The sequence below is a fragment of the Arthrobacter cheniae genome, assembly GCF_003602275.1.
Taxonomy (GTDB): domain Bacteria; phylum Actinomycetota; class Actinomycetes; order Actinomycetales; family Micrococcaceae; genus Arthrobacter_D; species Arthrobacter_D cheniae.
This window is the reverse complement of sequence record NZ_QZVT01000011.1, coordinates 41,026-63,653: the sequence shown is the minus strand read 5'-3', so window position 1 is coordinate 63,653 and position 22,628 is coordinate 41,026. Positions and strand designations below refer to the sequence as shown.

Genomic DNA, 22,628 nt, shown 5'->3' with positions numbered 1-22,628 from the left:
CAGCCGCCGATCCGGGTACCCGTCGCTTCGTTTCAGGCACGTCGACGCGACCTGTGTCCGCGTGACCGTCCATGTATCGGCACGTTCCGCACGGGGCAGCACGCGCCGTCCTCGACTGGCCGAGGACGCAGATGGACTACGTGCAGGGCGCCACGGGAGTGCAGACCGACGCGCGCAACGGCGAGTGGCGCGGCGAGGATCCGACCAACAGCGGACCCGTCGGCGACTTCCACGTCTCGGTGGCCCACGGGCGCGACTACCGCGACGTGTCGCCCCTGAAAGGCATCCTGTCCGGCGGCGGAGGGTTGACGCTCAACGTCACGGCGGCCATCACCCGCCTGGCCTGAGGCGCTCGTGACGACAAAGGCCCCGGCACGTGCCGGGGCCTTTGTCGTGGATCGGATGCCGCCTCAGCCGGGCTCGATGACCTGGCCCTTGCTGATGATGGTCAGGCCCGACTCCGTGACGGCGAAGCCCCGCCGGCGGTCGAGCTCGGCGTCCACCCCGATGCGCGCCCCGGGCGGGATCCGGACGTTCTTGTCGACGATGGCCCGCCGGACCACGGCGCCCGCGCCGACGTTCACCTTGTCGAGCAGGACGGACCCGGTGACCTCGGCCGATTCCGCGATGAACACGTCCGTCGCCAGCACGGAGCTCTGGACGGCTCCACCGGACACGACTACACCGGCGGAGACGATCGAGTCGTGGGCCTCGCCCGACTTCCCGGAGGAGCTGCGCACGAACTTGGCCGGCGGCGAGACGCTCTGGCGCGTGTAGATGGGCCACTGCAAGTTGTACAGGTTGAACAGCGGCAGCGGCGAGATGAGGTCCATGTTCGCGTCGTAGTACGAGTCCATGGTGCCGACGTCGCGCCAGTACTGGCGGTCCCGGTCCGTGGCGCCAGGGATGTCGTTCTGCGTGAAGTCGTACACCGCCGCGTCGTTGCGCTCCACGAAGTAGGGGATGATGTCCCCGCCCATGTCGTGCTTCGTGTCCAGGCGCGCGGCGTCGTCCTCGAGGGCCTTCACGAGCGCGTCCGTCGTGAAGACGTAGTTGCCCATCGAGGCCAGGAAGCTGTTCGGGTCGTCAGGCAGGCCGGGCGTGGAGTCCGGCTTCTCGACGAACGCGGCGATGCGTCCCGGATCGCTCTGATCCACCTCGATCACGCCGAACTGGTCCACGAGGTTCATGGGCTGGCGGACGGCCGCGACGCTCACGGACGCACCGCTCTTCACGTGGGCGTCGACCATCTGCGCGAAGTCCATGCGGTACACGTGGTCGGCGCCGATCACGACGACGATGTCGGGCTGCGCGTCGTGAATGAGGTTCAGGGACTGGTAGATGGCGTTCGCGCTGCCGAGGAACCAGCTCTTGCCACGGCGCTGCTGGGCCGGGACGGACGCGATGTAGTTGCGCAGCTGGGTGGACATCCGCCAGGTCTCGGAGATGTGCCGGTCGAGGCTGTGGGACTTGTACTGCGTCAGTACCACGATCTGAAGGTAGCCGGAGTTCACGAGGTTGGATAACGCGAAATCTATGAGCCGATAGCTCCCCGCGAAGGGTACGGCCGGTTTGGCCCTGTCCGCGGTCAGAGGCATGAGCCGCTTACCTTCTCCGCCTGCCAACACCACGGCAAGTACTTTCTTCGGTGCCACTTCTGACCCCCCGCTCTTCTTTGAGTGTTCTGCGTCCACGACCGGTGGTCGATCAAGCGTAGGTCTACCCGTCCCGGAACCCTTCCGGTCACTTCACACTAGAGGACTCCGACGCACTGCACTACGTTGGGTGAGTGCGAGTAGACATTGTGACCAAGGAGTTCCCGCCCGAGATCTATGGTGGCGCGGGGGTGCATGTAGCGGAGCTCAGCAGAGTCCTCGCGCCACAGGTGGACCTCCGGGTCCATGCGTTCGGCAAGCCCCGTCCGGAGGACTACCACGGCGCCTCGGTGCTCTCGTACGGAGTTCCCGAGGGCCTGTCCGTAGCCAACGCCGCCGTGCAGACACTCGGGACCGACCTGCAGATGCTGTCGGCCATCGGGGGCGCCGACCTCGTGCACTCCCACACCTGGTATGCCAACATGGCCGGCCACCTCGCATCGCTCCTGCACGGCATCCCGCACGTACTGAGCGCCCACAGCCTGGAGCCCCTCCGCCCGTGGAAGGCCGAGCAGCTCGGCGGCGGATATGCGGTGTCCTCCTGGGTGGAGAAGACGTCCTACGAGGCCGCGGCCGCCGTCATCGCGGTGTCTGCCGGCATGCGGGCGGACATACTCCGCAGCTACCCCGACGTCGACCCCGGCAAGGTGCACGTGGTGCACAACGGCATCGACGTCGCCCAGTGGTCCCGTGATGCGGGGGACGACGCCCTCCTCGCCCACGGGATCGACCCCGACCGGCCGAGCGTGGTGTTCGTCGGTCGCAACACCCGGCAGAAGGGCGTTCCCTACCTCCTGCGTGCAGCGGCCCACCTTCCGGCCGACGTGCAGCTCGTCCTCTGCCTCGGCGCCGCCGATACCCCGGAGCTGGCAGCTGAGACCGAGGTGCTCATCGCGAACCTGCGGGAGCGGCGCGGCTCCGTCATCCTCATCGAGAAGATGCTGCCCCGGCGTGAGGTCATCCAGATCCTGAGCCACGCGACCGTCTTCGCCTGCCCCTCCATCTACGAACCCCTCGGCATCGTCAACCTCGAAGCCATGGCGTGCGGGGCCGCCGTCGTCGCCTCGGCAACCGGCGGGATCCCGGAGGTCATCGACGACGGCGTGACCGGCACCCTCGTACCCCTCGAGCAGGTGCAGGACGGCACCGGGACCCCGCTGGACCCGGAGGCATTCGTCACCGACTTCGCGGCCGCACTGAACGTGCTGCTCGGCGATCCACAGAGGGCAGCAGCCATGGGCGCAGCCGGCCGCGAGCGGGCAGAGCGCCACTTCGACTGGGGATCCATCGCGGAGACGACCCTCGACGTGTATCGCAGCGTCCTCTGACGGCCCTGCCGCTCCGACTACCTTGCCGCTCGGAACACCTCGACGCTTCGGCATCCTCTCGAGGGACTCCACCGGCTGCCGGTGTCAGCGCCTGGCACGGGCGGCTTTCTTCGCTTTCTTCTCCTTGGCGACGCGGGCCAGGAGTGTCTTCTCGTCGATGGGTGCGTCTCCACTGGCACGACGGCGGCGCATGTACTCGGCCGCTTCCTGCTGGCGCTGGTCCTCGACCCCGGTGGCGATTGTCGACCGCAAGTGCTCCTGGCCGTAGCCGAAGGCCTCCACGAGATCCAGGGCGTGGGGGCGGATCTTTGCGAGCAGCCGGTTGATGTAACCGTCGAGCGTCCGTGCGCGCTGCGAGGACAGGCGGCCGTTCATGAGGAACCAGGCCAGGTCCTTCTCGATCAGGCACAGGCCGAACAGGTCGCGGAGTCGCGTGACGACCTCACGTGTCCCCGGATCCTCGATCTTCTTCAGGCCGCGCGTGAATGCCTCCCACTGGAGGAGCTCCGCGTGGGCGTGCGCCACCTCGATGAGCTCGTTCTGGTGCTCGTTGAAGAGCGCCGCTGACTTCTCCTGGGACTTGCCCCTGGCCCCGCGCAGCACGCCCGCGAGTTCGGCCACGCGCGTCTGCACCCGGTCGGTGAGCAGTTCGTGCTGGGTAGCCTCGTCGCGCATGGCGATCGCCGACTTCTTGCCGGATCCGGTGTCCGCGACGGTCTGGGCGACCCGCCGGAGTCCGGAGCGGTGCAGGGTCCTCCCCGCAGCCTGCGAGACGGCGTAGCGGGCGAGGACTCCGAAATCGACGCCCTTGAACTCCTTGGCGTAGTCGGTCAGGAGGCGCTTCGCCACGAGTTGCAGCAGGACGTTGTTGTCGCCCTCGAAGGTCACGTACACGTCGAGGTCGGCGCGCAGCGACGCGAAGCGGTTCTCGATGAGGAAGCCTTGGCCGCCGGTGGCCTCCCTGCACTCCTGCAGCGTGTCGAGCGCCAGCCAGGTGCTCAGTGGCTTGAGTGCCGCGGCAAGGGTCTCGAGGTCCTGGCGGTCCTCGTCGGTGTCGTGTCCGCCGGAGAAGACGTCGTCGAACTTCTCGAGGAGTTCCTCGTGCGCGAAGGAGGCGGCGTAGGTCGCCGCGAGGCGGGGCAGGAGCCGGCGTTGGTGCCGCTGGTAGTCCATCAGCACCTCTTCCCTCAGATCCGAGGAGGCATTGAACTGGCGCCGCTGGGTCGAGTAGGTGATCGCCGCGGTCAGTGCGAGCTTGCTCGCGGCCACGGCGGCACCGTCGAGCGAGACGCGGCCCTGCACCAGGGTTCCGAGCATCGTGAAGAACCGGCGGCCGGGGGAGGCGATGGACGAGGTGTAGGTGCCGTCCTCGGCGACGTCGCCGTAGCGGTTGAGCAGGTTCGTCCGGGGGACCCGGACGTCCGTGAAGTGCAGCCGACCGTTGTCGATGCCGTTGAGGCCACCCTTGATGCCGTCATCCTCGCCCCCCACGCCCGGAGTGAAGGAGCCGTCCTCGTTGCGGAGCTCGACATAGATCCCGTGCACGCCGTGGTTCACGCCGTTGGTGATCAGCTGCGCGAAGACGACGGCGGCGCGCCCGTCGATGGCTCCGTTGCCGATGTAGTCCTTCCACGCTGCGCGGAACGGCGTATTGATGACGAACTCGTCCGTAGCGGCGTCGTAGGTGGCGGTCGTGGCGATGCTCGCGACGTCGCTGCCATGACCGGTCTCGGTCATCGCGAAGCACCCGGGGATTTCCATGTTCATGATTCCGGGCAGCCATGCCTCGTGGTGCTTCTCGGTGCCGAGGTGCATGACGGCGGAGCCGAAGAGGCCCCACTGCACGCCTGCCTTGATCTGCAGCGAGGGATCGGCGACGACGAGCTCCTCGAAGCCTGCGACGTTGCCGCCGTGGTCGTCGTTGCCGCCGAAGGCCTTGGGGAAGGCCCGGTGCACGGCTTGCTGCTCCACGAGGTAGTGGAGCTGGTCCAGGCAACGGAGGCGGTGATCGTGGTGCGTGAGGCCCTCGATCTTGTGGACCTCCGGGCGGCCGGCGAGCTCACGGGCGACACGGCGCACGTGCGCCCATCTGCCAAGGAGCAACTCGCCGAGTGCCGCGGTGTCGACCGTAGCCTGCTCGTCGTCCCTGATGTCTGCGGTGGCGGGGATCTGCTGCGGTCTGGAGATGATCTGGGTCATGGCGTGTCCTTCGCTGGTGGGCGGGTGTCGAGGGAGGAAGCGGGAGTGGAAGCCGGGACGACGGGTGGGTTTGCGGTGTCCAGCGGCACGAACGCCTCGTACCTGCTGACGCCGTCGAAGAGCCAGCCCGTGATGTGGCGGGCCATCTGACCCTCGGTGGGCTTGTCGGGTCCATCGGCGGTCGAGAGCCAGTGCTCACCCGCTGCCCTCACCATGCCGATGGCTGCGGCAGGCCAGTACTCGGGAGCGGCGTCGTCGGGACCGCTCGGCCGATCGGGGGAGAGGAGGTAGGCGCGCATGGGTCGGGACACCATCTCGGTGACCGCGGCGAGGAAGTGGGCGAGGGTGTCCTGGCCACCGTCATCGTTCGTGGTCGACTCCGCGATGCCGACCCGGGTCACGAAGGCGTAGACGTTCGGTGAGGTCCGTGCCATCTGCAGGTAGGCGAGGACCATGGAGCACAGGCCCTCCCGAGGCGTGGTGGCTGCCCTCGCAGCTTCGAGGACCTTTTGCTGCATCTGGCTGATGACCACCTCGGCCACCGCGCGCTGCAGGCCGGTCTTGTCGCCGAAGTAGCGGTAGTAGACCGATTTCGACGTGTCGGCGGCTGCAGCGATGTCCTCCATCGACGCCCCGGGGCCGAGTGCGTCGATCGCCCTTCTCGCGGCCTTGATCAGCTCGCGGCGTCTCTGCGCGCGATGCTCCTCCCAGCGGCTGAACCGGCCGTCCGGAGCCGATGAAACGGCGTCGGACGCCTTGGCTGAGGCGCTCTTGAGAGCGGAGGCAAGCTTCATGATACCAACCGTATCAGGTACGCTAGGTATCGGTAATCCACCCACTCGCATCAGGAGCTTTTCCATGGCAGATCAGGCCGGGGCGCAGAACGCTGCCCAGTCACCCCGCACGGCAGTCGTCATCGGCGGTAACCGCATCCCCTTCGCCCGCGCTGGCGGTGCGTACGCCTACTCCTCCAACAAGGACATGCTCATCGCGGCGCTCGATGGGCTCGTGGCCCGGTTCGGTCTGCAGGGCGAGCGCATCGGGGAGGTTGCCGCAGGTGCTGTCCTGAAGCACTCCCGCGACTTCAACCTGACGCGCGAGGCCGTCCTCGGTTCGGCGCTCTCGCCGCAGACGCCCGCCTACGACCTGCAGCAGGCCTGCGCCACCGGACTCGAGACCGTGGTGGGACTGTCCAACAAGATCAAGCTCGGGCAGATCGAGTCCGGCATCGCCGGGGGTGTCGACTCCGCCTCCGACGCACCCATCGCCGTCAGCGAGGGCCTGCGCCGCGTGCTGCTCGACCTCTCGCGCGCGAAGACCACGCCACAGAAGCTCCGGATCCTCAGCACGCTCCGCCCGAAGGATCTCTCGCCGAACGCGCCAGGCACCGGTGAACCGCGGACTGGCCTCTCCATGGGTGAGCACCAGGCCATCACCACCGCGGCCTGGAAGATCACCCGTGAGGCCCAGGACGAACTCGCCTACCGCAGCCACCACAACCTCGCTGCTGCGTACGAGCGCGGTTTCTTCTCCGACCTCATGACTCCATACCGCGGCCTGACCAGGGATGCCAACCTCCGCGCGGACACCTCGCTGGAAAAGCTGGCAACGCTCAAGCCCGTCTTCGGCAAGGGACTCGACACCCCGGCGACGATGACCGCCGGCAACTCGACCCCCCTGACCGACGGCGCCGCCCTCGTCCTGCTCGGCAGTGAGGAATACGCGACGGCCAACAACCTGCCGATGCTTGCGAATATCGTCGACGCCGAAGCGGCGGCGGTGGACTTCGTCCATGGCGAGGAGGGACTGCTCATGGGAGGCGTGCACGCCGTGCCCCGCCTGCTGGAGCGCAACGGGCTCACCCTCGACGACTTCGACTTCTTCGAGATCCACGAGGCCTTCGCCGGGACGGTCCTCAGCGCCCTGGCCGCGTGGGAGGACGAGGACTACTGCAAGCGCGTCCTCGGACTCGACGGCGCGCTCGGCAGCATCGACCGCTCCAGGCTCAACGTCCACGGTTCCTCGCTCGCGGCCGGGCACCCCTTCGCCGCGACCGGCGGCCGCATAGTCGCGTCGCTCGCCAAGACACTCTCGGAGCAGGGCGGACGAGGCCTCATCTCCATCTGCGCCGCAGGCGGCCAGGGCGTCGTCGCGATCCTCGAGGCGAGGAACTGATGGCCGACACGTACCTGGATCTCGTCAACACACCCCTGCCGGCGAGGATCGCCAAGGCCCTCGGCCTGCCGCGTCCGTCGGTGCTGCGGAGGTACACCCCGGGCGAGGTGCTCGCCTCGAAGCCCGTGCTGGTAGCCGGCTCCGGCCCGGGAGCGGATGCGCTTGCCGAGGAGTTGCTGGGCTGGGACATCGAGGTCCGGCGCCACGTCCTGCCCGGTGAGAAGCTGAGCGCCGCCGTCGTCGTGCTCGACGGCGCCACCCGGCCGACCGACCTCGCAGCTCCCATGCTCGAACTCGGGCAGGCGGTACGGATGCTGGTGGCCGGAGGGCGGGTCGTCGGAGTCTTCCGCTCGTCCACGGATGCGTCCGGTCCCACCGAGGCGGCCGCCCGACAGGGTATCGACGGCGCCATCCGATCCGTCGCACACGAGCTCCGAGGTGGTGCAACCGCGAATGGCATCATCCTTCGCGGAGACACGACGACGACCGATCCCACGACGCTCGGGGCCCTACGCTTCCTCCTCTCCGGCAAGAGCGCCTACGTCGACGGCCAGTTCATCGAGGTGCGTTCCGCCCCGGCCGAGAGCATCGCCGACCTGGCGGCCTCGACGACGGCGGCCGGCGAAGGCGTGCCCGACCAGCCCCTGGCACGGAAGACGGCGGTGGTCACCGGAGCCGCCCGCGGCATCGGCGCGAAGATCGCGGAGGTGCTGGCCCGTGACGGCGCACGCATCGTCGCCGTCGACGTGCCGGCCGCCGGCGAGCAGCTCGTGGAGGTGGCGAATCGTGTCGGCGGAACCGCTCTCCAGCTCGACATCACCGAGCCCGATGCCGGAGCGCGCATCCTCGACCACGTGGGCCGGCGCTTCGGCCGCCTGGACATCCTGGTGCACAACGCCGGTATCACGCGTGACAAACTGCTCGCCAACATGGACGCGTCCCGCTGGGACTCCGTGATCGCGGTCAACATCGCCTCACAGCTGCGGATGAACGAGCAGGTGCTCGCGTCCCCGGTCTTCTCGGACACGGGGCGGATCGTCAGCCTGGCCTCGACGAGCGGCATCGCGGGAAACCGCGGCCAGAGCAACTATGCCGCATCCAAGGCAGGTGTGATCGGTATGGTCCGCGCGCAGGCAGCGGTGTTCGACGGTGCCGGCCGCACGATCAACGCAGTGGCACCCGGGTTCATCGAAACCGATATGACAGCGAAGATACCGGCACTCACCCGCCAGGTGGCACGTCGCCTCAGCAGCCTGCAGCAGGGCGGCCTTCCCGTGGACGTCGCCGAGACGATCGCGTTCCTCGCCTCGGACGCGGCGGCGGGAGTGAACGGGCAGGTGGTCCGGGTGTGCGGACAGAACCTGGTGGGCGCGTGAACGGGGCGCTTCCCGCCGAGGTCGAGCTGACCACGGTCCCCGGCCTCGCGGGCCTCTACCGGCAGGCACTCGCGCTCGCGGTGCGGAGGAAGGTGGGGCTTTTACCGACGCCGTCCGTCCTCCCCGCCGTGAGGCACAGGGTCGGGGGAGTGGCGGTGGACCTCGGCGGACTGACGCGCTTCCAGCACCTGCTCGGCTCCGCCGCGCGAGATGTGCTGCCCTCCGCCTACCTCCACACACTCGCTTTCCCGGTGGCCATGAGCGTCCTCACCCGGGCGGATTTCCCGTTGCCCCTCCTGGGTATGGTGCACCTGAGCAATGAGGTGCACCAGGACCGCCAGGTCAGCGCCTTCGAGAAGCTCGACGTCGTGTCGTGGAGCGAGGGCCTGCGCCCGCATCCGGCAGGACTGCAGGTGGACCTCGTGACGGAGATCGGCGTCGACGGCATCCGCGTCTGGTCGGGCCGCTCCGTCTACCTCGCCCGCGGCATGCGGCTCGAGACCCCGGATCCGCGTGAGCGGGGTCCGAAGGACCGGCCCGCCTTCAGCAGGCCCGCGACGACGGGCCTCTGGCGGCTCGACGCCGACACGGGCAGGCGGTACGCCGCAGTATCGGGAGACTGGAACCCCATCCACCTCAGCGGCCTCACAGCGAGGGCGCTCGGTATGAAGACGGCGATCGCACACGGCATGTACCTCGCGGCGCGGATGGTGGACGAGGCCGTGCCCGCACCCGCCGGCCCCCTGGTCTGGCGGATCAACTTCGCGAGCCCCGTTCTCCTTCCGGGTGCCGTGACAACGTCGTTCCTCCACAGGGGCACACCGGACGACGAGCGCGTCGACGTCGTCGGCTGGTCGGCCGCCCGGCAGCGCTTGCACTTCACGGGATGGGTTCGCGCGGAATAGTTGCATGGCGGGACCACCCTGTCCAGACAAGCGGTGATTTTTGGAGGAGAATCTTCCAAAGTCGTCCTTTTCGTTGGCGCGGCCTCCGTCGTCCGGGCAGACTCCAGACACCAGCCCACGAAGGCCGGCCCCACTGCATGGAAAGAGGAGTTCGTGAACTCTAAAGGTCTCAAAGCCGGCATGATCGCCGCTTCGGCCCTGATGGCATCAGCGTTGATGGCCGCAGGTCCGGTCCAGGCGGCACCTACGGCGCCCTCCGCCGGCACCGTGTCGCACACCCAGAACGAGAGCCAGGTAGCCCTGGACGCCTACTGGACCACTGACAGGATGAAGAACGCGAAGCCGGCCAACACCATAAACTCCGGATGGGCTGCGGAGGGCCGGTCGATCATGCCCAAGGCAGGGCAGGAATCAGTGGCGAAGGCCCCGAAGGAGACCGTCGTCGAAGCCCGCGCCACCGCCCAGACGGCGGTTCCCCACATCGGCAAGGTCTTCTTCAGCCAGGGCGGCCAGAACTACGTCTGCTCGGGCAACTCCGTCCAGAGCGGGAACCAGAGCACCGTGGCGACGGCAGGCCACTGCACGTACGACCTCTCCACCGGCTTCGTCACGAACTTCGTCTTCGTCCCCGCGTACAACAACGGCGCGGCACCCTACGGCAAGTTCACGGCACGCTCCCTGCATGCAGCCAATGAATGGGTGTCCCGCAACGACATCAACTACGACGGCGCCTTCGCCGTCATGAACACCCTGAACGGCAGGACGCTCTCGGCCACCGTCGGCGCGTCGAGCATCGGCTTCAACATGGCGCGTAACTTCGGCTACACCGCGTACGGATACCCAGCCGCCTCGCCCTTCAACGGCGAGCGACTCTACAGCTGCTCCGGCACGGCCTCGGCCGACCGCATCGGCGGTACCCAGTCGCAGGGCATCCCCTGCGACATGACCGGCGGCTCCTCGGGCGGCCCGTGGTTCGTCGGATCGGGCGCGGGCGGCACCCAGAACTCCGTAAACAGCTTCGGCTACAACACGCAGAAGAACGTCATGTACGGGCCCTACTTCGGTAGCTCCATCCTGGCGGCCTACACCACGGCGGCCAGCCGGTAGCCCAGCGCCACCAGAGCAACACCGGCATGAGCAGGGCGGTTCCCCTCGGGGAGCCGCCCTGACGCCTTCCGTCGACCCTGCGAAGACTCCGTATTCGCCACCCTAGACTGGAACCATGACCGGCATCACCATCGCTGACCGGGCGGCCGAGCTCGACGCCGCCGACCCCCTCGCACACCACCGCGATCTCTTCATCGGTAGTCAGAACGACGCCGTACGGGCCTATCTCGACGGCAACTCGCTGGGACGTCCGCTGGCGGTGACGGTGGACAACCTCACCTCGTTCATCAGGCAGCAGTGGGCCGGGCGCCTCATCCGGGGATGGGACGAAGGCTGGCTGGGGGTGCCCCAGCAGATCGGCGACCAGCTGGGCCGGGTGACCCTCGGCGCGGCCGCCGGGCAATGCATTGTCGCGGACTCGACGAGTGTCCTGCTGTACAAGCTCGCTCGGGCCGCGGTGGCCGCCCGCCCGGAACGCAGCGAGATCGTCATCGACCGCGACAACTTTCCCACCGACCGCTTTATCGTGGAGGGTATCGCCCGCGAGCGGAACCTCACCGTGCGGTGGATCGACGTCGCGTACGACGGCGGGGCGACAGCCCGGGATGTCGCCGCGGCCGTCGGGCCGCAGACTGCGCTGGTCCTGCTCAGCCACGTGGCGTACCGGTCCGGGCATATCGCCGATGTGCCGGGCATCACGAAGATCGCCCACGACGCCGGGGCCCTCGTCCTCTGGGACCTCAGCCACTCCGTCGGATCCGTGCCCGCCGAACTGGATGCGTGGGATGTCGACTTCGCGGCCGGCTGCAGCTACAAGTACCTCAACGGAGGACCGGGCGCTCCGGCATGGGCCTACGTGGCGCAACGGCACCTGCCGACACTCGACCAACCGATTCCCGGGTGGCTGGGCAGCGCCGATCCCTTCGCGATGGGTGCCGCGTACCAGCCGGCCGACGGCATCCGGAAGCTCGTCTCCGGTACACCTCCCATCCTCGGCATGCTCGCCATGCGCGACATGCTGAACCTCCTCGAGCAGGTCGGCATGCCCGCGGTCCGGAGGAAGTCCGAACTCCTGACGGCCTTCGCCATCGAGGCGGTCGAGGAGCTGCTCACCAAGCACGGGGTGGTCCTCGCCTCACCCCGGGCAGCGTCGGAACGCGGCGGCCACATCACGATCGACCATCCGGCCTTCGCCACGATGGTGCCCGGGCTCTGGGAGGACGGGATCATCCCCGACTACCGCAACCCTGACGGCATCCGGCTCGGGCTGTCGCCCCTGTCGACCTCGTTCCGTGAGGTCGCAGTGGCGATCGAGGCGATCGCCGGGCGCCTGGAGAGCTCTACCGGCGCGGCTGCCGTTGAATAGCGGACCGGCAGGCGATTCCCTCGTGGGGCCTGCCCCCGTGCTTCTGTGGGAACGCATCACCGACGGCTTCACCCAGGCGGCTCCGCCCGAGCTCGGCCTCGCCGCGATCATCGCCATCGTGCTCGCGGCCGCAGTCCTGTCGCTGCCTCGGCGGTCATGGCGCTACTTCGGCCTCTTCGTCACCGTGGTGCATGAGCTAGGGCACGCGACGGCCGCGCTGCTGACACTGCAGCGAGTCACCGGAATCACCCTTCGCCTCGACCACTCCGGCACGACCACGAGCATGGGACGCCGCGGCTGGCGCGCCGCCTTCACCACCTTCTGGGGCTATCCGGTACCCGCCATGGTCGGCGCCGCGCTCGTCTGGAGTGCCGCCCACGGCTGGGCCGGTGCCGCGCTGTCGGCCGGGGCGCTGGTGCTGGTCGCTGCGCTCGTCCTGATCAGGAACGGCCAGGGGGTTCTCATCCTGGGCGGCAGTGCGGCAGTAGCGCTGGCGCTCGTCTGGTTCGGGGGCGGGGCCTCCGCGGGCTATGCCTGCCTGGTCCTCGGAATCGCGCTGCTGGTCGGTTCCTGCCGCGACTGGGTGAAGGTGATGCGCGTGCATGCACGACGACGGGATCTCTCGTCGTCGGACGCCTACCTCTTGCGGGGGACCACTGGCGTGCCGTCGCCGCTGTGGCTCGGCCTGTTCGCACTGGTCATCGGTGCCGCGCTGGTCCTTGCCCTCGGACCGATAGCGCTGATCGCCGGAAGCGCCGGAAGTAGTGGTACTGGAGCCTGATCAGTCAGTTGCCGCAGTTGCGAGCGCGTCCCGAACTATAGGGAGCACCTCGTTGCCGGCACAGGTCGTCGAAGAGTTCATTGACGGCCTGGGAGATGCAGTCCCGTTCGTGGTCGGGTAGGTCGATGAGGCCGTGGAGGTATGCATTTACCTCGTACTCGTCGACGCCTCCGCCCATGCTGAAGTAGTGGAGCCACAGCTCACCCGTGGAGATGTTGGCGCGCTGCATCGCGTCATAGGTCAGGGCGAACTGCTCCTGGTCGGGACTCGTCTCGTTCACGTCATCCATTCCATGCACTCGGGCCGCCACGGGCACCACAGGCTCAGGCCAGTGGTGAGGACAGCATACGCACTCGGAGTGATCCTGCGCACGATCCCGAAGCCGTTGCCGCCCCCCGACCGCGGGTGTACAGCGTTGCAGGTCCTCGATCGACGGCCGTACGACGTGCATCGGGTCCATGGCTGGGGGGAGCCCCCGATTCAACTCCTGGGGCGAAGTCGTGTTAGAGTCTTTCTCGTTGCTTTCGCCGGTTTCGACCGCGAAAAAACCACCCGCGCGGGTGGCGGAATGGCAGACGCGCTAGCTTGAGGTGCTAGTCCTCTTCTGAGGGTGGGGGTTCAAGTCCCCCTCCGCGCACAAAGAAAACCCCGGTTCGCCGGGGTTTTTTTGTGCCCTCGACCACGTGGAGCGCCATGCCGACCACGCGTGTGCCGAAACTCGTCACTCGTGGGAGCTCGACCCGCATAGTTCTTTGCATGGCGAACCTAGAGGAGAGGCCCCGCAAGAACGGCCAGACGGCTTACATACTGCGATGGGCGGACAAGCGAACCCATGAGCGGAAGTCTCACCGGTTCGCCGACGAGCACGATGCACGGCGGATGCTCTTGGTTTTGGAGGCCCATGACCATGACACAGAGCGGGCCTTGGAGAATGTGCGAAAGCACTACCAGTCGGTTTATATCGTGAGCGACATGGTAAGTGACCACATCGAAATGCGAACCCGGGCAAACGGCTACACTGTGCGGCGGTACAAGGGCATACTTCGCAGGCACATAGATCCCATTTTGAGTAGCGTTGCTGCTACTGGTGTCGACTATCGCGATGTTCAAGTCCGCTGTTCGGGAGAAAAAGAGGCCCAATAATCCATGCCAGGGCGTCGCTGTGCCCCGAGACAGAAGAACCGAAGAGCCCGTTTCCTTCCTCACATAGTTGGAGTGGAGGCTACTGCAGTGCCACATCGAAGATTACCTACCCCTGTTCGTTTTCTTAGCGGCAACGGGAACGAGATTCGGTGAAGCCGCTGCCCTCTACGCTCGAGACTTCTCAGTCTCTTCGGAGGGGCACACGTTGATCGCAATCACGTGCGCTTGGACCCGAGACGAACAGAACCGGCCCGTCATGGGACCGCCGAAGACGTCCAAGTCGAAGAGGGCTATCCACCTCGAAACTGGTATCGCCCAGGGCTTCTCACAACTGCTATTAGAATCCGCACAAACAGGGCGTCACCTTTTCGCCAGCGCTAGCGGCGGTCCGATCGACCACAGGCGGGCGTGGGAGGTTTGGAATCGGGCTGTGAAAGCCGCACGACTAAGCGGTCTCACCAAGCAGCCGCGAATCCACGACCTGCGCCACTTGAATGCGTCTTGGCTTCTGCAAGCAGGTTTAGACATCTATAAGCTTCAGATCCATCTGGGCCATGAGTCGATCACAACTACTCTCGATCGATATTCCCATCTTCTCCCGGAAGGGACGGTCGAACGCGCAAGGTTTCGCCGATCTCGGTGCAGGGCATGGATGTAGTCATGGTTCCTCCTGGTTGGGGTTTCCACCCATGTGTGCGGACTGGCGGTGGCATCTGACCCTGCCCGTACGGTTAGACTCTGCGGCGTGTACTCATCGGCCGATGGTGAAGCTGTCGACGAGCCGGCCCGACGGGTCGATCGCCCTGCCGACGAGGCGGTCCTCGTAGACCAGCAGATCGACGTAGTGCAGCGTCGAACTGCTCACCGCGGTGAAGTCCCGGCGACCGGTCGAACGCAGTTTCGCACCCGCTCCCGAAACGACATAGGTCACGCCGTCCTGCGGAGTCGAGCGCTGGTAGTCGTGGTCATGCCCGGCCAGCACGAGCGGAACGCCCGCTGCCGCGAACAGGGGACTCCACGCGTCGCGAACCGCCTGGTCGGAGCCGTGATGGCCGGCGGAGTACGCCGGGTGGTGCATCGCGACCACTGTCCAGGCCCCCGGTGGTTGCGGTTCCGCCAGTGCCGTTCGCAGCCATCTCGTCTGTTCCTCGTCCTCCACACGTACGGAATCCATCACGAGTACCCGTACCGGACCCACCTGTTCCGTGTACCAGGGGCTCTGGCGGCCGAGGTGTTCGAGGATCTGTCGTTGTTCACCGCTGTCGTAGTCATGGTTTCCCAGCACCGGCAGCAGTTCGGCACCGCGGTCGATGATCGGGGCGAACGGCTCGGAGACGAAGCGCTCGGTCAGCTCGGCCTCTCCGTCCTCGTAGATCAGGTCACCGAGCAGGATCAGCGCATCGTAGGGATCCTCCCGGCTCTCAGCGCGCATGCGATCGGCCGTAGCGTATTCGGCGGCGTCTCCGGTCCCGGTGTCGCCGGCAATCGCCAGGCGTACGATCGGTGGCTCGGCGACCGGCGGCACCGGGCCGCCGGCGCTGGCCGCGGGCCGGTCCCGGGAGAAGAATGGCGTCGCAAAGGCCAGCGGGTACAGCACGACGAGAACGAGAGCAGCACACGCCAGCACCAGTCCCAAGATGAGTGCGGCTCGCCGGTGCGCCATGGACCCAGTGTGCGCGGTGGACGGGAGTCCCGCCACGCCGGTTTGCCCCTCAGAGGATGGCAGCCGCACGGACCAGCGCGGCGGAAGGACCCCTGCCCGGTTTTCCGTGACCGTCACGGCTGGGACGGAGAACACGAGGTCGCCGTCGCGGGAGACCAGGACTACATGTGGACGATGCTCGAGCTCATCGAGGCTCCATGTCGGGGCCACCCGTCATTCAAGACAGAGTGGATGCAGTCCTAGTGGCGGCGTGACTTGTCTCGACTGCTAAACCGGGGGAGGACGGAGTTCACGACGTAGCCGCCAATGAGGACGAAGGGCATCAGGGCGAACGGGCTGATGCGCAGGCCGAGTCCGGCGAAGCCCAGGGATGCGAGCAACGCCACCAGGAAGCTTGTGACGTTCACGATATGGCGCAGACGGCGGTCCGTCATGCGCTCAACCTCGCCCTGAGTGCGCGACGTCGTCCGCCACCACATCTACGGAATCACCGGCATCGAGTCCCGGACCCGCGCCCGCTACCGCCGACTGCACGAGAACCACATCGAGGCCCCGCTCGGCTCCATCCCCGTCGACAAGCTCTCCCTCGGGCAGGTGCTCACTTGGTTCGAGGGGATGGGCGTCGCGGACAAAACCAGAAGAACATTCACGCGCTGCTCTCGGCCGCGCTCGAGACTGCAGTCCGCCAGCGCCACCTCACCGAGAACTTGGCCAAGGGGATCCGCGCGCCCCGCTCGAGCGTGAGGACGCGCGAGGGCGTGGTCCTGACGAAGGCGGACGTCGAGCACATTGCCGAGACGATCGACTCCCAGTACGCCACCCTCGTCCGGATCTTCGCCGCGACAGGGTTGCGCTTTAGTGAGGCGCCGGCGCTGCGCCGGCGCGACATTCGCAAGGACGCCTCCGGCCGGTACACCGTGCACGTCACGAGGGCGTGGAAGCTCAGTGACGGCGGCTGGGCGATCGGCGGACCCATGGCCCCCAAAAGCCGGCGGCAGGTCTCAATGCAGCTATCCCTCACCGAAATGATCGACCAGCAGCTGGCACCGCTGCGCAACGACGAGCTGGTCTTCACCAACGCCAGCGGGGGAGCGCTGCGCAACACCCAGTTCCACCGCTTGTTCGGGGCCCGACCATCGCCGAACTCACCGACCCCGCCGCGTCGCCTCGACTTGACCAGGCACCCACGCCGCACGACCTCCGACACACACGCGCCAGCTGGGTCATCGTCAAGGGCGTGCCCCTGCCCGTCATCCAGGCGAGGCTCGGCCATGAGACGATCCAAAACACGGTCGACACATACGGCCACCTCGCCAACGACGCCGATAGCAACGCCGCGGATTTCCTCGACTAGGACGGACGGTCCTAAGGGACTTGAAAACTCTGCTCGGCTTACTCTGCGACCTAACTCAGAGGGCTGAGGCGCTTGATGTAGTGAACTCGGACACTCCCGGTTACATTCCCGGATTGCGTGCATGTTGACACTGTCAACGCGTCAGCCGGGGCAGCCCGGCGGGATGCCGTGCCGACCCGGCCTCGGTGTTCCTCCCATACCGGACACGGCAACGCCTGCCTACGACCTCCACCAGGACAGGGTAGGACAGTGAGGCCAGAACGATGAAGTACGGGGCATACAGATACAGGAACCTTGCCCTGGCCTCGAACAGCATCAGAAAGACGATGAGTCCCAGCAGGGCAATGCGGATTGCTGACACTTCGGGCCGCATCAAACTACGGGTGCGCAGGAGAAGCGGCGCAGCGACAAGGGAGAGTACGACGAACCATGTTCCCTGCCAGATCGACATCATCCACTGGTGGTTGGGGCGCTTGTTCCCGAAGAGGTCTTGGATGGCTTGATCGCTCGGCTGCTGGGAGATGAAGTTGTCCGAAGTGACTCTTCCTTCGCCCCAGGTGAAGAAGGATCCGTCGCCCATGACCCACGCGAGCTTGTTGTTGAGGAACGCAGTGTAACCGAGTGGCCCCATGTCGGAGACCCGGTCGGCGTAGACGGCGAGGCCGGCGCGGAGTTTCGCTTCCGATCCTTTGACCCTAACTGTGTCGAGGTAGTCGCGTTGGTTGTAGGCTCCGTAGAAACGCCCGTACGGGCCTTGCGTGGACTGCGATCCGACTTTGAGGAAGTGCCCAGGGTTCATGGCGACCGGGTTGGACTGCAGGTCGAAGTTCACCGCAGAGTTGTTCCGCTCCATGTGAGCGATGAGTTTGTGCCCTCCATAAAAGCTTCCGCCGACGATCATGATGCCTAGCAGGAGGGACGCGGCGCTCTTCCTCGCGGGCAGTAGGCAGAGCGCCGTGATGGCAGCCGCGACCAGGCAGATGATGACGGTGGGTTTGATCCCGTATCCGACTGCGGCCGCGAACCCGGCAAGGACCCACAACAGTATCCGGACCGTTGCTTTGTTCGTCCTCCGCGCCCTTACTAGGAGGCAAAGGATCAGGGATGTGAACAGGACGCTGGTCGTGTCCGAGTAGAAGGTAGTCGCCCAGGGAGAGAGCACGAGGAGCGCGGTGCATGGGATCAGAGAGAAGGCTGCTGCTTTCCTGCCGCCGAGCATCCGCGTCGCATAGTAGGTCAGGATCGTGCCGGCGAACAGGATGATCCCGTTGAGGAACGCTGTGGCCATACTGAGGTCAGAGAAGCCGAGCGAGAGAACGTACTCGAAGTAGCTTGCCAGCAGCAGGGTTAGGAGTAGGTTGTTCGGGTTGATCTGAAAGTACGGGCTGACATGCTCTATAGCACCGGTGGCAAGCCCCGAGGCGTCCCAGAAGATGGCGTAAGAATCCCAGTCAGGTGGGATCCGCACCGCGTAGGAGACTCTCATCTGCACGGCGAGAAGCACGGACCAAACTGCCACCCATGCCAGTGTGGTCAGCCACCGGTTCCGTGTGGCCAGAGGCGCGACCTTTGACACGGCCGAGAAGGCGCCCCCCATGATCGCGAGCACTGCCGCGCTGGCAGCGAGGGCCCATCCGGTGTTGTACGTCGACGCACCATAGTGTGGTGCCACCAGGTTCACGATGAGTGACCACAGCACGATCGCGCAGAAGGCGAGTCCCGCGAGAGTTGGAAGCCTAACCGCCCACTGGCCGCCCACCTTGCGCGACAAGTGGCGCGCCGGCGCCATCGCCGGGTATCCATCGGATGAACGTGACAGAGAGCTGCGTTCAGTTATGCTCATCGTTTCCCCTTGAGACCCAGACGTCGCCCTCAAGCATACGCAGGTCCCGCGAGCATCCCGATAACGACGAAAGCGCCCCACCCTCACGAAGAGGGTGGGGCGCTGTTGCTTGCGCTCGCCAATGAGCTCGGTGACCTGTACCCGGCTGCGAAGTCCGCGACCGAGCTCGAAGCCCTCGCGGGCGGCGTCGACTACTACGGCGGGCAGCAGATCTACGACGTCCTCGCCGAGGCATCCGCCAATGTGAACCCCGACTTCACCTGGGGTCCCACGATGACGCAGACCTACACCGACGTGTCCGACGGGTTCGGCACTGCCATCGGCGGTTCCGGCACCCTCATGGATGCCTCGAGAACGGACAGCAGAAGATCATCGCCGCCCTGAAGTCGCAATCCAGTCATGGCCTGTTCATGCAAAGGCCGTCATCCTGCTCATTCCTGCACCAGCGCGACGTCGGTGATCACCGGCCACTTGCCCTTTCCGGGCTGCTCGGTGGCGGTAGTCGGCGGCCCCAGGTGGTTCCATGCGCACCGCGCGGTGGACCGGTATGAAACAGCGGAGGCGGCTCAGGCTCAGATCTCCCAGCAGGTTCCAGGCTCGGAGTGCCTCGTGGTGCCACTGCACGTGGCCTGCGGCCGCCGATACGAATGATGGAGACATGACTCGTCCCAAGAGCACGGCAGATGTTGTTCTTCACTCCGTCTGAAGCGTTACGGATTAGGAGACAGGGTCGCAGGACAGCAGTGGAGCGCCAGTGCGGGGAGTAGCGATGTCTCGTCCTGGTGTGCTGGAACCTAGAGATCCATAGACGAAACCAAGCCGCACTCCTTCTATGCGTACACTTTCTGTGGGAAATTCGGCGCCCGAGTACGTGGAGATGGGAGTGCCGTCCTGACCGAGGCTTAGGTGCAGTTCATCGCCTGACGATCGCCGTTCTCGTGGTCATGCCACCCCGCCGGCGAGCGCAGCGAGCGGCCGCGGCGCAGCGCTCGGAGGAGCTGATTCAATCGCCGTGATCGTGAAGATGCTGTGATCGTTCACGATCGACCTGGCGCTCGAGCGCTTCCTGGTGGTCGGTCGCAAGCTGGCGGAGCGCCAGGGAGATCAGGTCCCGCTGTGGCGTGGGGAGCTGGCACTCTCCGGCTGCGTACAGCCTGAAGTCCTTCTCGTTCGCGCTACCCGAGATGCGAAAGTACCCCACCCACACAAGGGATAGATCAAGGTTCTCCTCGAGCACGATCTGCGCGAGTTGCTTCCTCTGCTCGTCGGCGTTCATCACATCCCCGTTCCATTGCTCTTAGCCTCCGTCCCTTCATGGTTTCAGCACGAGCGGGGGGAGCGGTGAGCCAACTTGTAGTTGACGCCGGCTGCTCGAGCGCGTTTGTCCGAAGCTTCGGGCAGAAGAAGCAGGACAAGGCCCGCATTGGCACCTACTCGAGGCCTACTCCGTCGCCGACTCGACCTTGCAACGAGCCTGATAAAAACCCGCCGGTCATATTCCTCGATCCACCGATGAATCGGCTCGATCCCCAGGCGCGCCCGGAGGTGTGGCACACCGTCGAACAACCGGCAAGCCGAGGCAGCACGGTCCTGCTCACCGCGCGGTACCTCGACGGAGCCGAACACCTCGACGACCGCATCGCGATCCTGCTCGTTACGATCGCCTCAGGCATCGCCTACGCCGCATGCCGGCTGTTCCTCGACATGCCGCGCGAAATCTTCGAGCGTTCCGATTCATGCCCATCGCGACGTCCAGGGTGCTCTGGGCGCACGCGCTCACCCCACTGGCAGCAAACCTCGTTTCGGTCGTGATCGTCGTCGCAGTCGCGCTGATTCAGGTATTCCACATCGGAGCATCCGTGGTTGCCGGGTCGCGACATCAGCTGACGTTAGGTCCCGTGTGCGGAATCGCTGCGTGCCACACGGTTCCGCCCTGTTCTGCCCTTACTGGTTGTCAGTACACTGAGGCACATGACCGGGCAGGACCCATCCCCGCCTCGGGCCGCTGCGTCTCCACTCATCGGTAGCGATCGTCCTGAGGATGAAGTTCCGAGCTCCACTGCCGACAGGGACAGCGGGGTTTCTCCACCGGTCGACGGCGAGACGGTCGACATGGTCCTGCGCACCCCGGCGGAGCGGTCCCGAACGTTCACCGGCATCCTGGTGAACACAGGTCTTGCCAATATAACGACCAGCTTCCTGTGGTTCGCCCTGACGTTCTGGGTGTACCTGGAGACCCGCAACGTGATCGCTACCGGGGTGGTCGGCGGTGCGTACATGCTGTTGATCGCACTTTCCAGCATCAGCTTCGGCACGTACGTCGATCGATACCGCAAGCTGGCAGTCATGCGTTTCGCCGGCGGCTTCACCCTGGTGATGTTCGTGCTTGCCGGAGCGATGTTCCTGCTGACACCCACCAACTGGTTGCTGGACCTGACGCAGCCCTGGTTCTGGGTGTTCACCCTGGTCATCCTGATCGGCGCCGTCGTCGAGAACATGCGTAATATCGCTCTTTCCACGACGGTGACCATCCTGATCGAACCGGACCGACGCGCTAATGCCAATGGGCTGGTGGGCATGGTGCAGGGGCTGATGTTCATCATCACCTCGGTGCTCTCCGGACTCTCGGTGGGCCTGTTGGGCATGGGCTGGACGGTCCTCATCGCCGTAGCGCTCACAGCGTTGGCTCTTGCCCACCTGCTCACACTGCGTATGCCCGAGGAGGTGCGCCCGGCAGCGACCGATGCACACGGAGGATTCGACCTTCGTGGCTCGCTTGCCGCAGTGCTGGCCATCGCCGGCCTGTTCGCGCTGATCCTGTTCTCTACCTTCAACAATTTCGTTGGTGGCGTGTATATGGCTCTGATGGACCCGTACGGCCTGGAACTGTTTCCGGTCGAGCTGTGGGGGATCTTCTTCGCGCTCGGTGCGACGGGTTTCATCGTGGGAGGGGCACTGATCGGCAAGTTCGGTCTCGGTTCCAATCCGCTGCGGACCATGCTCGTCGCCGTGATCGCGATGGGCGTCCTTGGAGCGCTTTTCACGGTGCGGGAGTGGGCGTGGTTGTACGTCGCCGGAATCTGGTTGTACCTCGCCCTGGTGCCCTTCGTGGAAGCTGCCGAACAGACGGTGATTCAGCGGACCGTGCCCCTCGAGCGGCAGGGGCGGGTCTTCGGATTCGCCATGGCCTTCGAGTCGGCCGCGGCCCCGGTCACCGCGTTCCTCGTCGCACCGATCGCCCAGTTCTGGATCATTCCGTACGCGCGATCCGCTGAAGGCTCAGTGCGCCTGGCACCACTTCTGGGGGAGGGTGTCTCCCGCGGGATCGCCCTGGTGTTCTTCATCGCTGGAATCATCATGATCCTGGCTGCTCTTCTGGCTTTCCTCAGCCCCGCCTACCGGCGTGTATCGAAGTCCTACTCACGCACAGTTGAGGACCCGTCCGAACAGTCACCTCCGACATCTGCGATCGGTGAGGACGTCGAACAACGTCAGATCTGAGGCTTCTTCCCACCGGTGTTACTGCGGTCCCTGTGAGGGTGACGGCGTCAGGTCCGAAGCGCGGAGGGTGTGGGCTGCGCATCCACTCCAAGCCGGATGATGTACGACCATCGACCATGGGACGGAAACACCGGGTGCCGTCGGCTGCTTGCCGCGGAAGCCATTGCCGCCCCTGCAAGGCCGCGACGAAGGAGATCCTGCCGGCCCGCACTCTCGGTAGGCTGGGAGAGCA

Annotated in this window: 23 protein-coding genes and 1 tRNA gene; 15 read left to right on the top strand and 9 right to left on the bottom strand. The window is 66.0% G+C overall.

Annotation, left to right across the window (positions count from 1 at the left end):
• Positions 1 to 71: 71 nt before the first annotated feature.
• Complete coding sequence (locus tag D6T63_RS16330; RefSeq protein ID WP_220725956.1) at positions 72 to 347, top strand: hypothetical protein; 276 nt, start codon at positions 72 to 74, stop codon at positions 345 to 347.
• A gap of 63 nt (positions 348 to 410) precedes the next feature.
• Here D6T63_RS16330 and glgC read toward each other — a convergent pair whose 3' ends face one another.
• Positions 411 to 1,655 carry a glucose-1-phosphate adenylyltransferase gene (gene glgC, locus D6T63_RS16325; protein ID WP_120150120.1) on the bottom strand — a complete coding sequence of 415 codons (1,245 nt, stop codon included), beginning with the start codon at positions 1,653 to 1,655 and terminating at the stop codon, positions 411 to 413.
• A 134-nt stretch (positions 1,656 to 1,789) separates the two neighbouring features.
• Here glgC and glgA point away from each other — a divergent pair, with 134 nt between their 5' ends.
• The gene (glgA, locus tag D6T63_RS16320) at positions 1,790 to 2,983 is read left to right on the top strand and encodes a glycogen synthase (protein WP_120150119.1); all 1,194 of its coding nucleotides are present in this window, start codon (positions 1,790 to 1,792) and stop codon (positions 2,981 to 2,983) included.
• A gap of 84 nt (positions 2,984 to 3,067) precedes the next feature.
• Here the strand turns inward: glgA and D6T63_RS16315 are convergent, their stop codons facing one another.
• Entirely contained in the window at positions 3,068 to 5,182 is a 2,115-nt protein-coding gene (locus tag D6T63_RS16315; protein WP_120150118.1) for an acyl-CoA dehydrogenase family protein, read from the bottom strand.
• Positions 5,179 to 5,976: a TetR/AcrR family transcriptional regulator gene (locus D6T63_RS16310; RefSeq protein ID WP_235830809.1), complete on the bottom strand. Its 798-nt coding sequence runs from the start codon at positions 5,974 to 5,976 to the stop codon at positions 5,179 to 5,181. The genes D6T63_RS16315 and D6T63_RS16310 overlap by 4 nt, the downstream gene beginning before the upstream one ends.
• A 64-nt stretch (positions 5,977 to 6,040) precedes the next feature.
• Here D6T63_RS16310 and D6T63_RS16305 point away from each other — a divergent pair, with 64 nt between their 5' ends.
• The 6 genes from D6T63_RS16305 (at position 6,041) to D6T63_RS16280 (ending at position 12,892) form a co-directional block, all read left to right on the top strand.
• Entirely contained in the window at positions 6,041 to 7,357 is a 1,317-nt protein-coding gene (locus D6T63_RS16305; protein WP_120150117.1) for an acetyl-CoA C-acetyltransferase, read from the top strand.
• Positions 7,357 to 8,733, top strand: a complete 1,377-nt coding sequence (locus D6T63_RS16300) for a 3-oxoacyl-ACP reductase (protein ID WP_120150116.1) — start codon at positions 7,357 to 7,359, stop codon at positions 8,731 to 8,733. The genes D6T63_RS16305 and D6T63_RS16300 overlap by 1 nt, the downstream gene beginning before the upstream one ends.
• Complete coding sequence (locus D6T63_RS16295; protein WP_147394416.1) at positions 8,706 to 9,638, top strand: MaoC family dehydratase; 933 nt, start codon at positions 8,706 to 8,708, stop codon at positions 9,636 to 9,638. The genes D6T63_RS16300 and D6T63_RS16295 overlap by 28 nt, the downstream gene beginning before the upstream one ends.
• A 153-nt stretch (positions 9,639 to 9,791) precedes the next feature.
• Positions 9,792 to 10,745 carry a trypsin-like serine peptidase gene (locus D6T63_RS16290; RefSeq protein ID WP_235830808.1) on the top strand — a complete coding sequence of 318 codons (954 nt, stop codon included), beginning with the start codon at positions 9,792 to 9,794 and terminating at the stop codon, positions 10,743 to 10,745.
• A 115-nt stretch (positions 10,746 to 10,860) separates the two neighbouring features.
• The gene (gene kynU / locus D6T63_RS16285) at positions 10,861 to 12,111 is read left to right on the top strand and encodes a kynureninase (RefSeq protein ID WP_120150113.1); all 1,251 of its coding nucleotides are present in this window, start codon (positions 10,861 to 10,863) and stop codon (positions 12,109 to 12,111) included.
• Positions 12,112 to 12,133: 22 nt separating this feature from the next.
• Positions 12,134 to 12,892, top strand: coding sequence for a M50 family metallopeptidase (locus D6T63_RS16280; protein ID WP_182977061.1), 759 nt, complete (start codon positions 12,134 to 12,136; stop codon positions 12,890 to 12,892).
• 4 nt (positions 12,893 to 12,896) lie between these two features.
• On the opposite strand, the gene D6T63_RS16275 is transcribed toward D6T63_RS16280, so the two are convergent.
• Positions 12,897 to 13,172, bottom strand: coding sequence for a hypothetical protein (locus D6T63_RS16275; protein ID WP_147394415.1), 276 nt, complete (start codon positions 13,170 to 13,172; stop codon positions 12,897 to 12,899).
• A 274-nt stretch (positions 13,173 to 13,446) separates the two neighbouring features.
• Between D6T63_RS16275 and D6T63_RS16270 the strand changes: the two genes are divergently transcribed.
• From D6T63_RS16270 to D6T63_RS20260, 3 genes are all read left to right on the top strand, one after another.
• Positions 13,447 to 13,529: transfer RNA gene (locus D6T63_RS16270), tRNA-Leu, on the top strand.
• 119 nt (positions 13,530 to 13,648) lie between these two features.
• On the top strand, positions 13,649 to 14,035 hold the full coding sequence (locus tag D6T63_RS16265; RefSeq protein WP_147394414.1) for a hypothetical protein: 387 nt from the start codon (positions 13,649 to 13,651) through the stop codon (positions 14,033 to 14,035).
• A 67-nt stretch (positions 14,036 to 14,102) separates the two neighbouring features.
• Positions 14,103 to 14,693 carry a site-specific integrase gene (locus D6T63_RS20260; RefSeq protein ID WP_120150109.1) on the top strand — a complete coding sequence of 197 codons (591 nt, stop codon included), beginning with the start codon at positions 14,103 to 14,105 and terminating at the stop codon, positions 14,691 to 14,693.
• A gap of 93 nt (positions 14,694 to 14,786) precedes the next feature.
• On the opposite strand, the gene D6T63_RS16255 is transcribed toward D6T63_RS20260, so the two are convergent.
• From D6T63_RS16255 to D6T63_RS19370, 3 genes are all read right to left on the bottom strand, one after another.
• Positions 14,787 to 15,698 (bottom strand): metallophosphoesterase family protein, encoded by a 912-nt coding sequence (locus D6T63_RS16255; protein ID WP_182977060.1) that lies wholly within the window; start codon positions 15,696 to 15,698, stop codon positions 14,787 to 14,789.
• A 239-nt stretch (positions 15,699 to 15,937) separates the two neighbouring features.
• Complete coding sequence (locus tag D6T63_RS16250) at positions 15,938 to 16,132, bottom strand: hypothetical protein (protein WP_120150107.1); 195 nt, start codon at positions 16,130 to 16,132, stop codon at positions 15,938 to 15,940.
• Positions 16,133 to 16,344: 212 nt separating this feature from the next.
• Positions 16,345 to 16,674: a hypothetical protein gene (locus D6T63_RS19370; protein ID WP_182977059.1), complete on the bottom strand. Its 330-nt coding sequence runs from the start codon at positions 16,672 to 16,674 to the stop codon at positions 16,345 to 16,347.
• Here D6T63_RS19370 and D6T63_RS20130 point away from each other — a divergent pair.
• Positions 16,654 to 17,052 (top strand): tyrosine-type recombinase/integrase, encoded by a 399-nt coding sequence (locus D6T63_RS20130; RefSeq protein ID WP_182977064.1) that lies wholly within the window; start codon positions 16,654 to 16,656, stop codon positions 17,050 to 17,052. The genes D6T63_RS19370 and D6T63_RS20130 overlap by 21 nt on opposite strands.
• 133 nt (positions 17,053 to 17,185) lie before the next feature.
• On the opposite strand, the gene D6T63_RS16235 is transcribed toward D6T63_RS20130, so the two are convergent.
• Positions 17,186 to 18,895: a glycosyltransferase family 39 protein gene (locus tag D6T63_RS16235; protein ID WP_120150105.1), complete on the bottom strand. Its 1,710-nt coding sequence runs from the start codon at positions 18,893 to 18,895 to the stop codon at positions 17,186 to 17,188.
• Positions 18,896 to 19,000: 105 nt separating this feature from the next.
• Here D6T63_RS16235 and D6T63_RS16230 point away from each other — a divergent pair, with 105 nt between their 5' ends.
• Entirely contained in the window at positions 19,001 to 19,279 is a 279-nt protein-coding gene (locus tag D6T63_RS16230; RefSeq protein WP_235830807.1) for a hypothetical protein, read from the top strand.
• 619 nt (positions 19,280 to 19,898) lie between these two features.
• Here the strand turns inward: D6T63_RS16230 and D6T63_RS16225 are convergent.
• Positions 19,899 to 20,174 (bottom strand): hypothetical protein, encoded by a 276-nt coding sequence (locus D6T63_RS16225; protein WP_120150104.1) that lies wholly within the window; start codon positions 20,172 to 20,174, stop codon positions 19,899 to 19,901.
• Positions 20,175 to 20,236: 62 nt separating this feature from the next.
• Between D6T63_RS16225 and D6T63_RS20255 the strand changes: the two genes are divergently transcribed.
• Both D6T63_RS20255 and D6T63_RS16215 read left to right on the top strand, forming a co-directional pair.
• The gene (locus D6T63_RS20255) at positions 20,237 to 20,707 is read left to right on the top strand and encodes an ATP-binding cassette domain-containing protein (protein WP_182977058.1); all 471 of its coding nucleotides are present in this window, start codon (positions 20,237 to 20,239) and stop codon (positions 20,705 to 20,707) included.
• A gap of 300 nt (positions 20,708 to 21,007) precedes the next feature.
• Positions 21,008 to 22,396, top strand: coding sequence for an MFS transporter (locus tag D6T63_RS16215; protein ID WP_235830816.1), 1,389 nt, complete (start codon positions 21,008 to 21,010; stop codon positions 22,394 to 22,396).
• Positions 22,397 to 22,628: the final 232 nt, after the last annotated feature.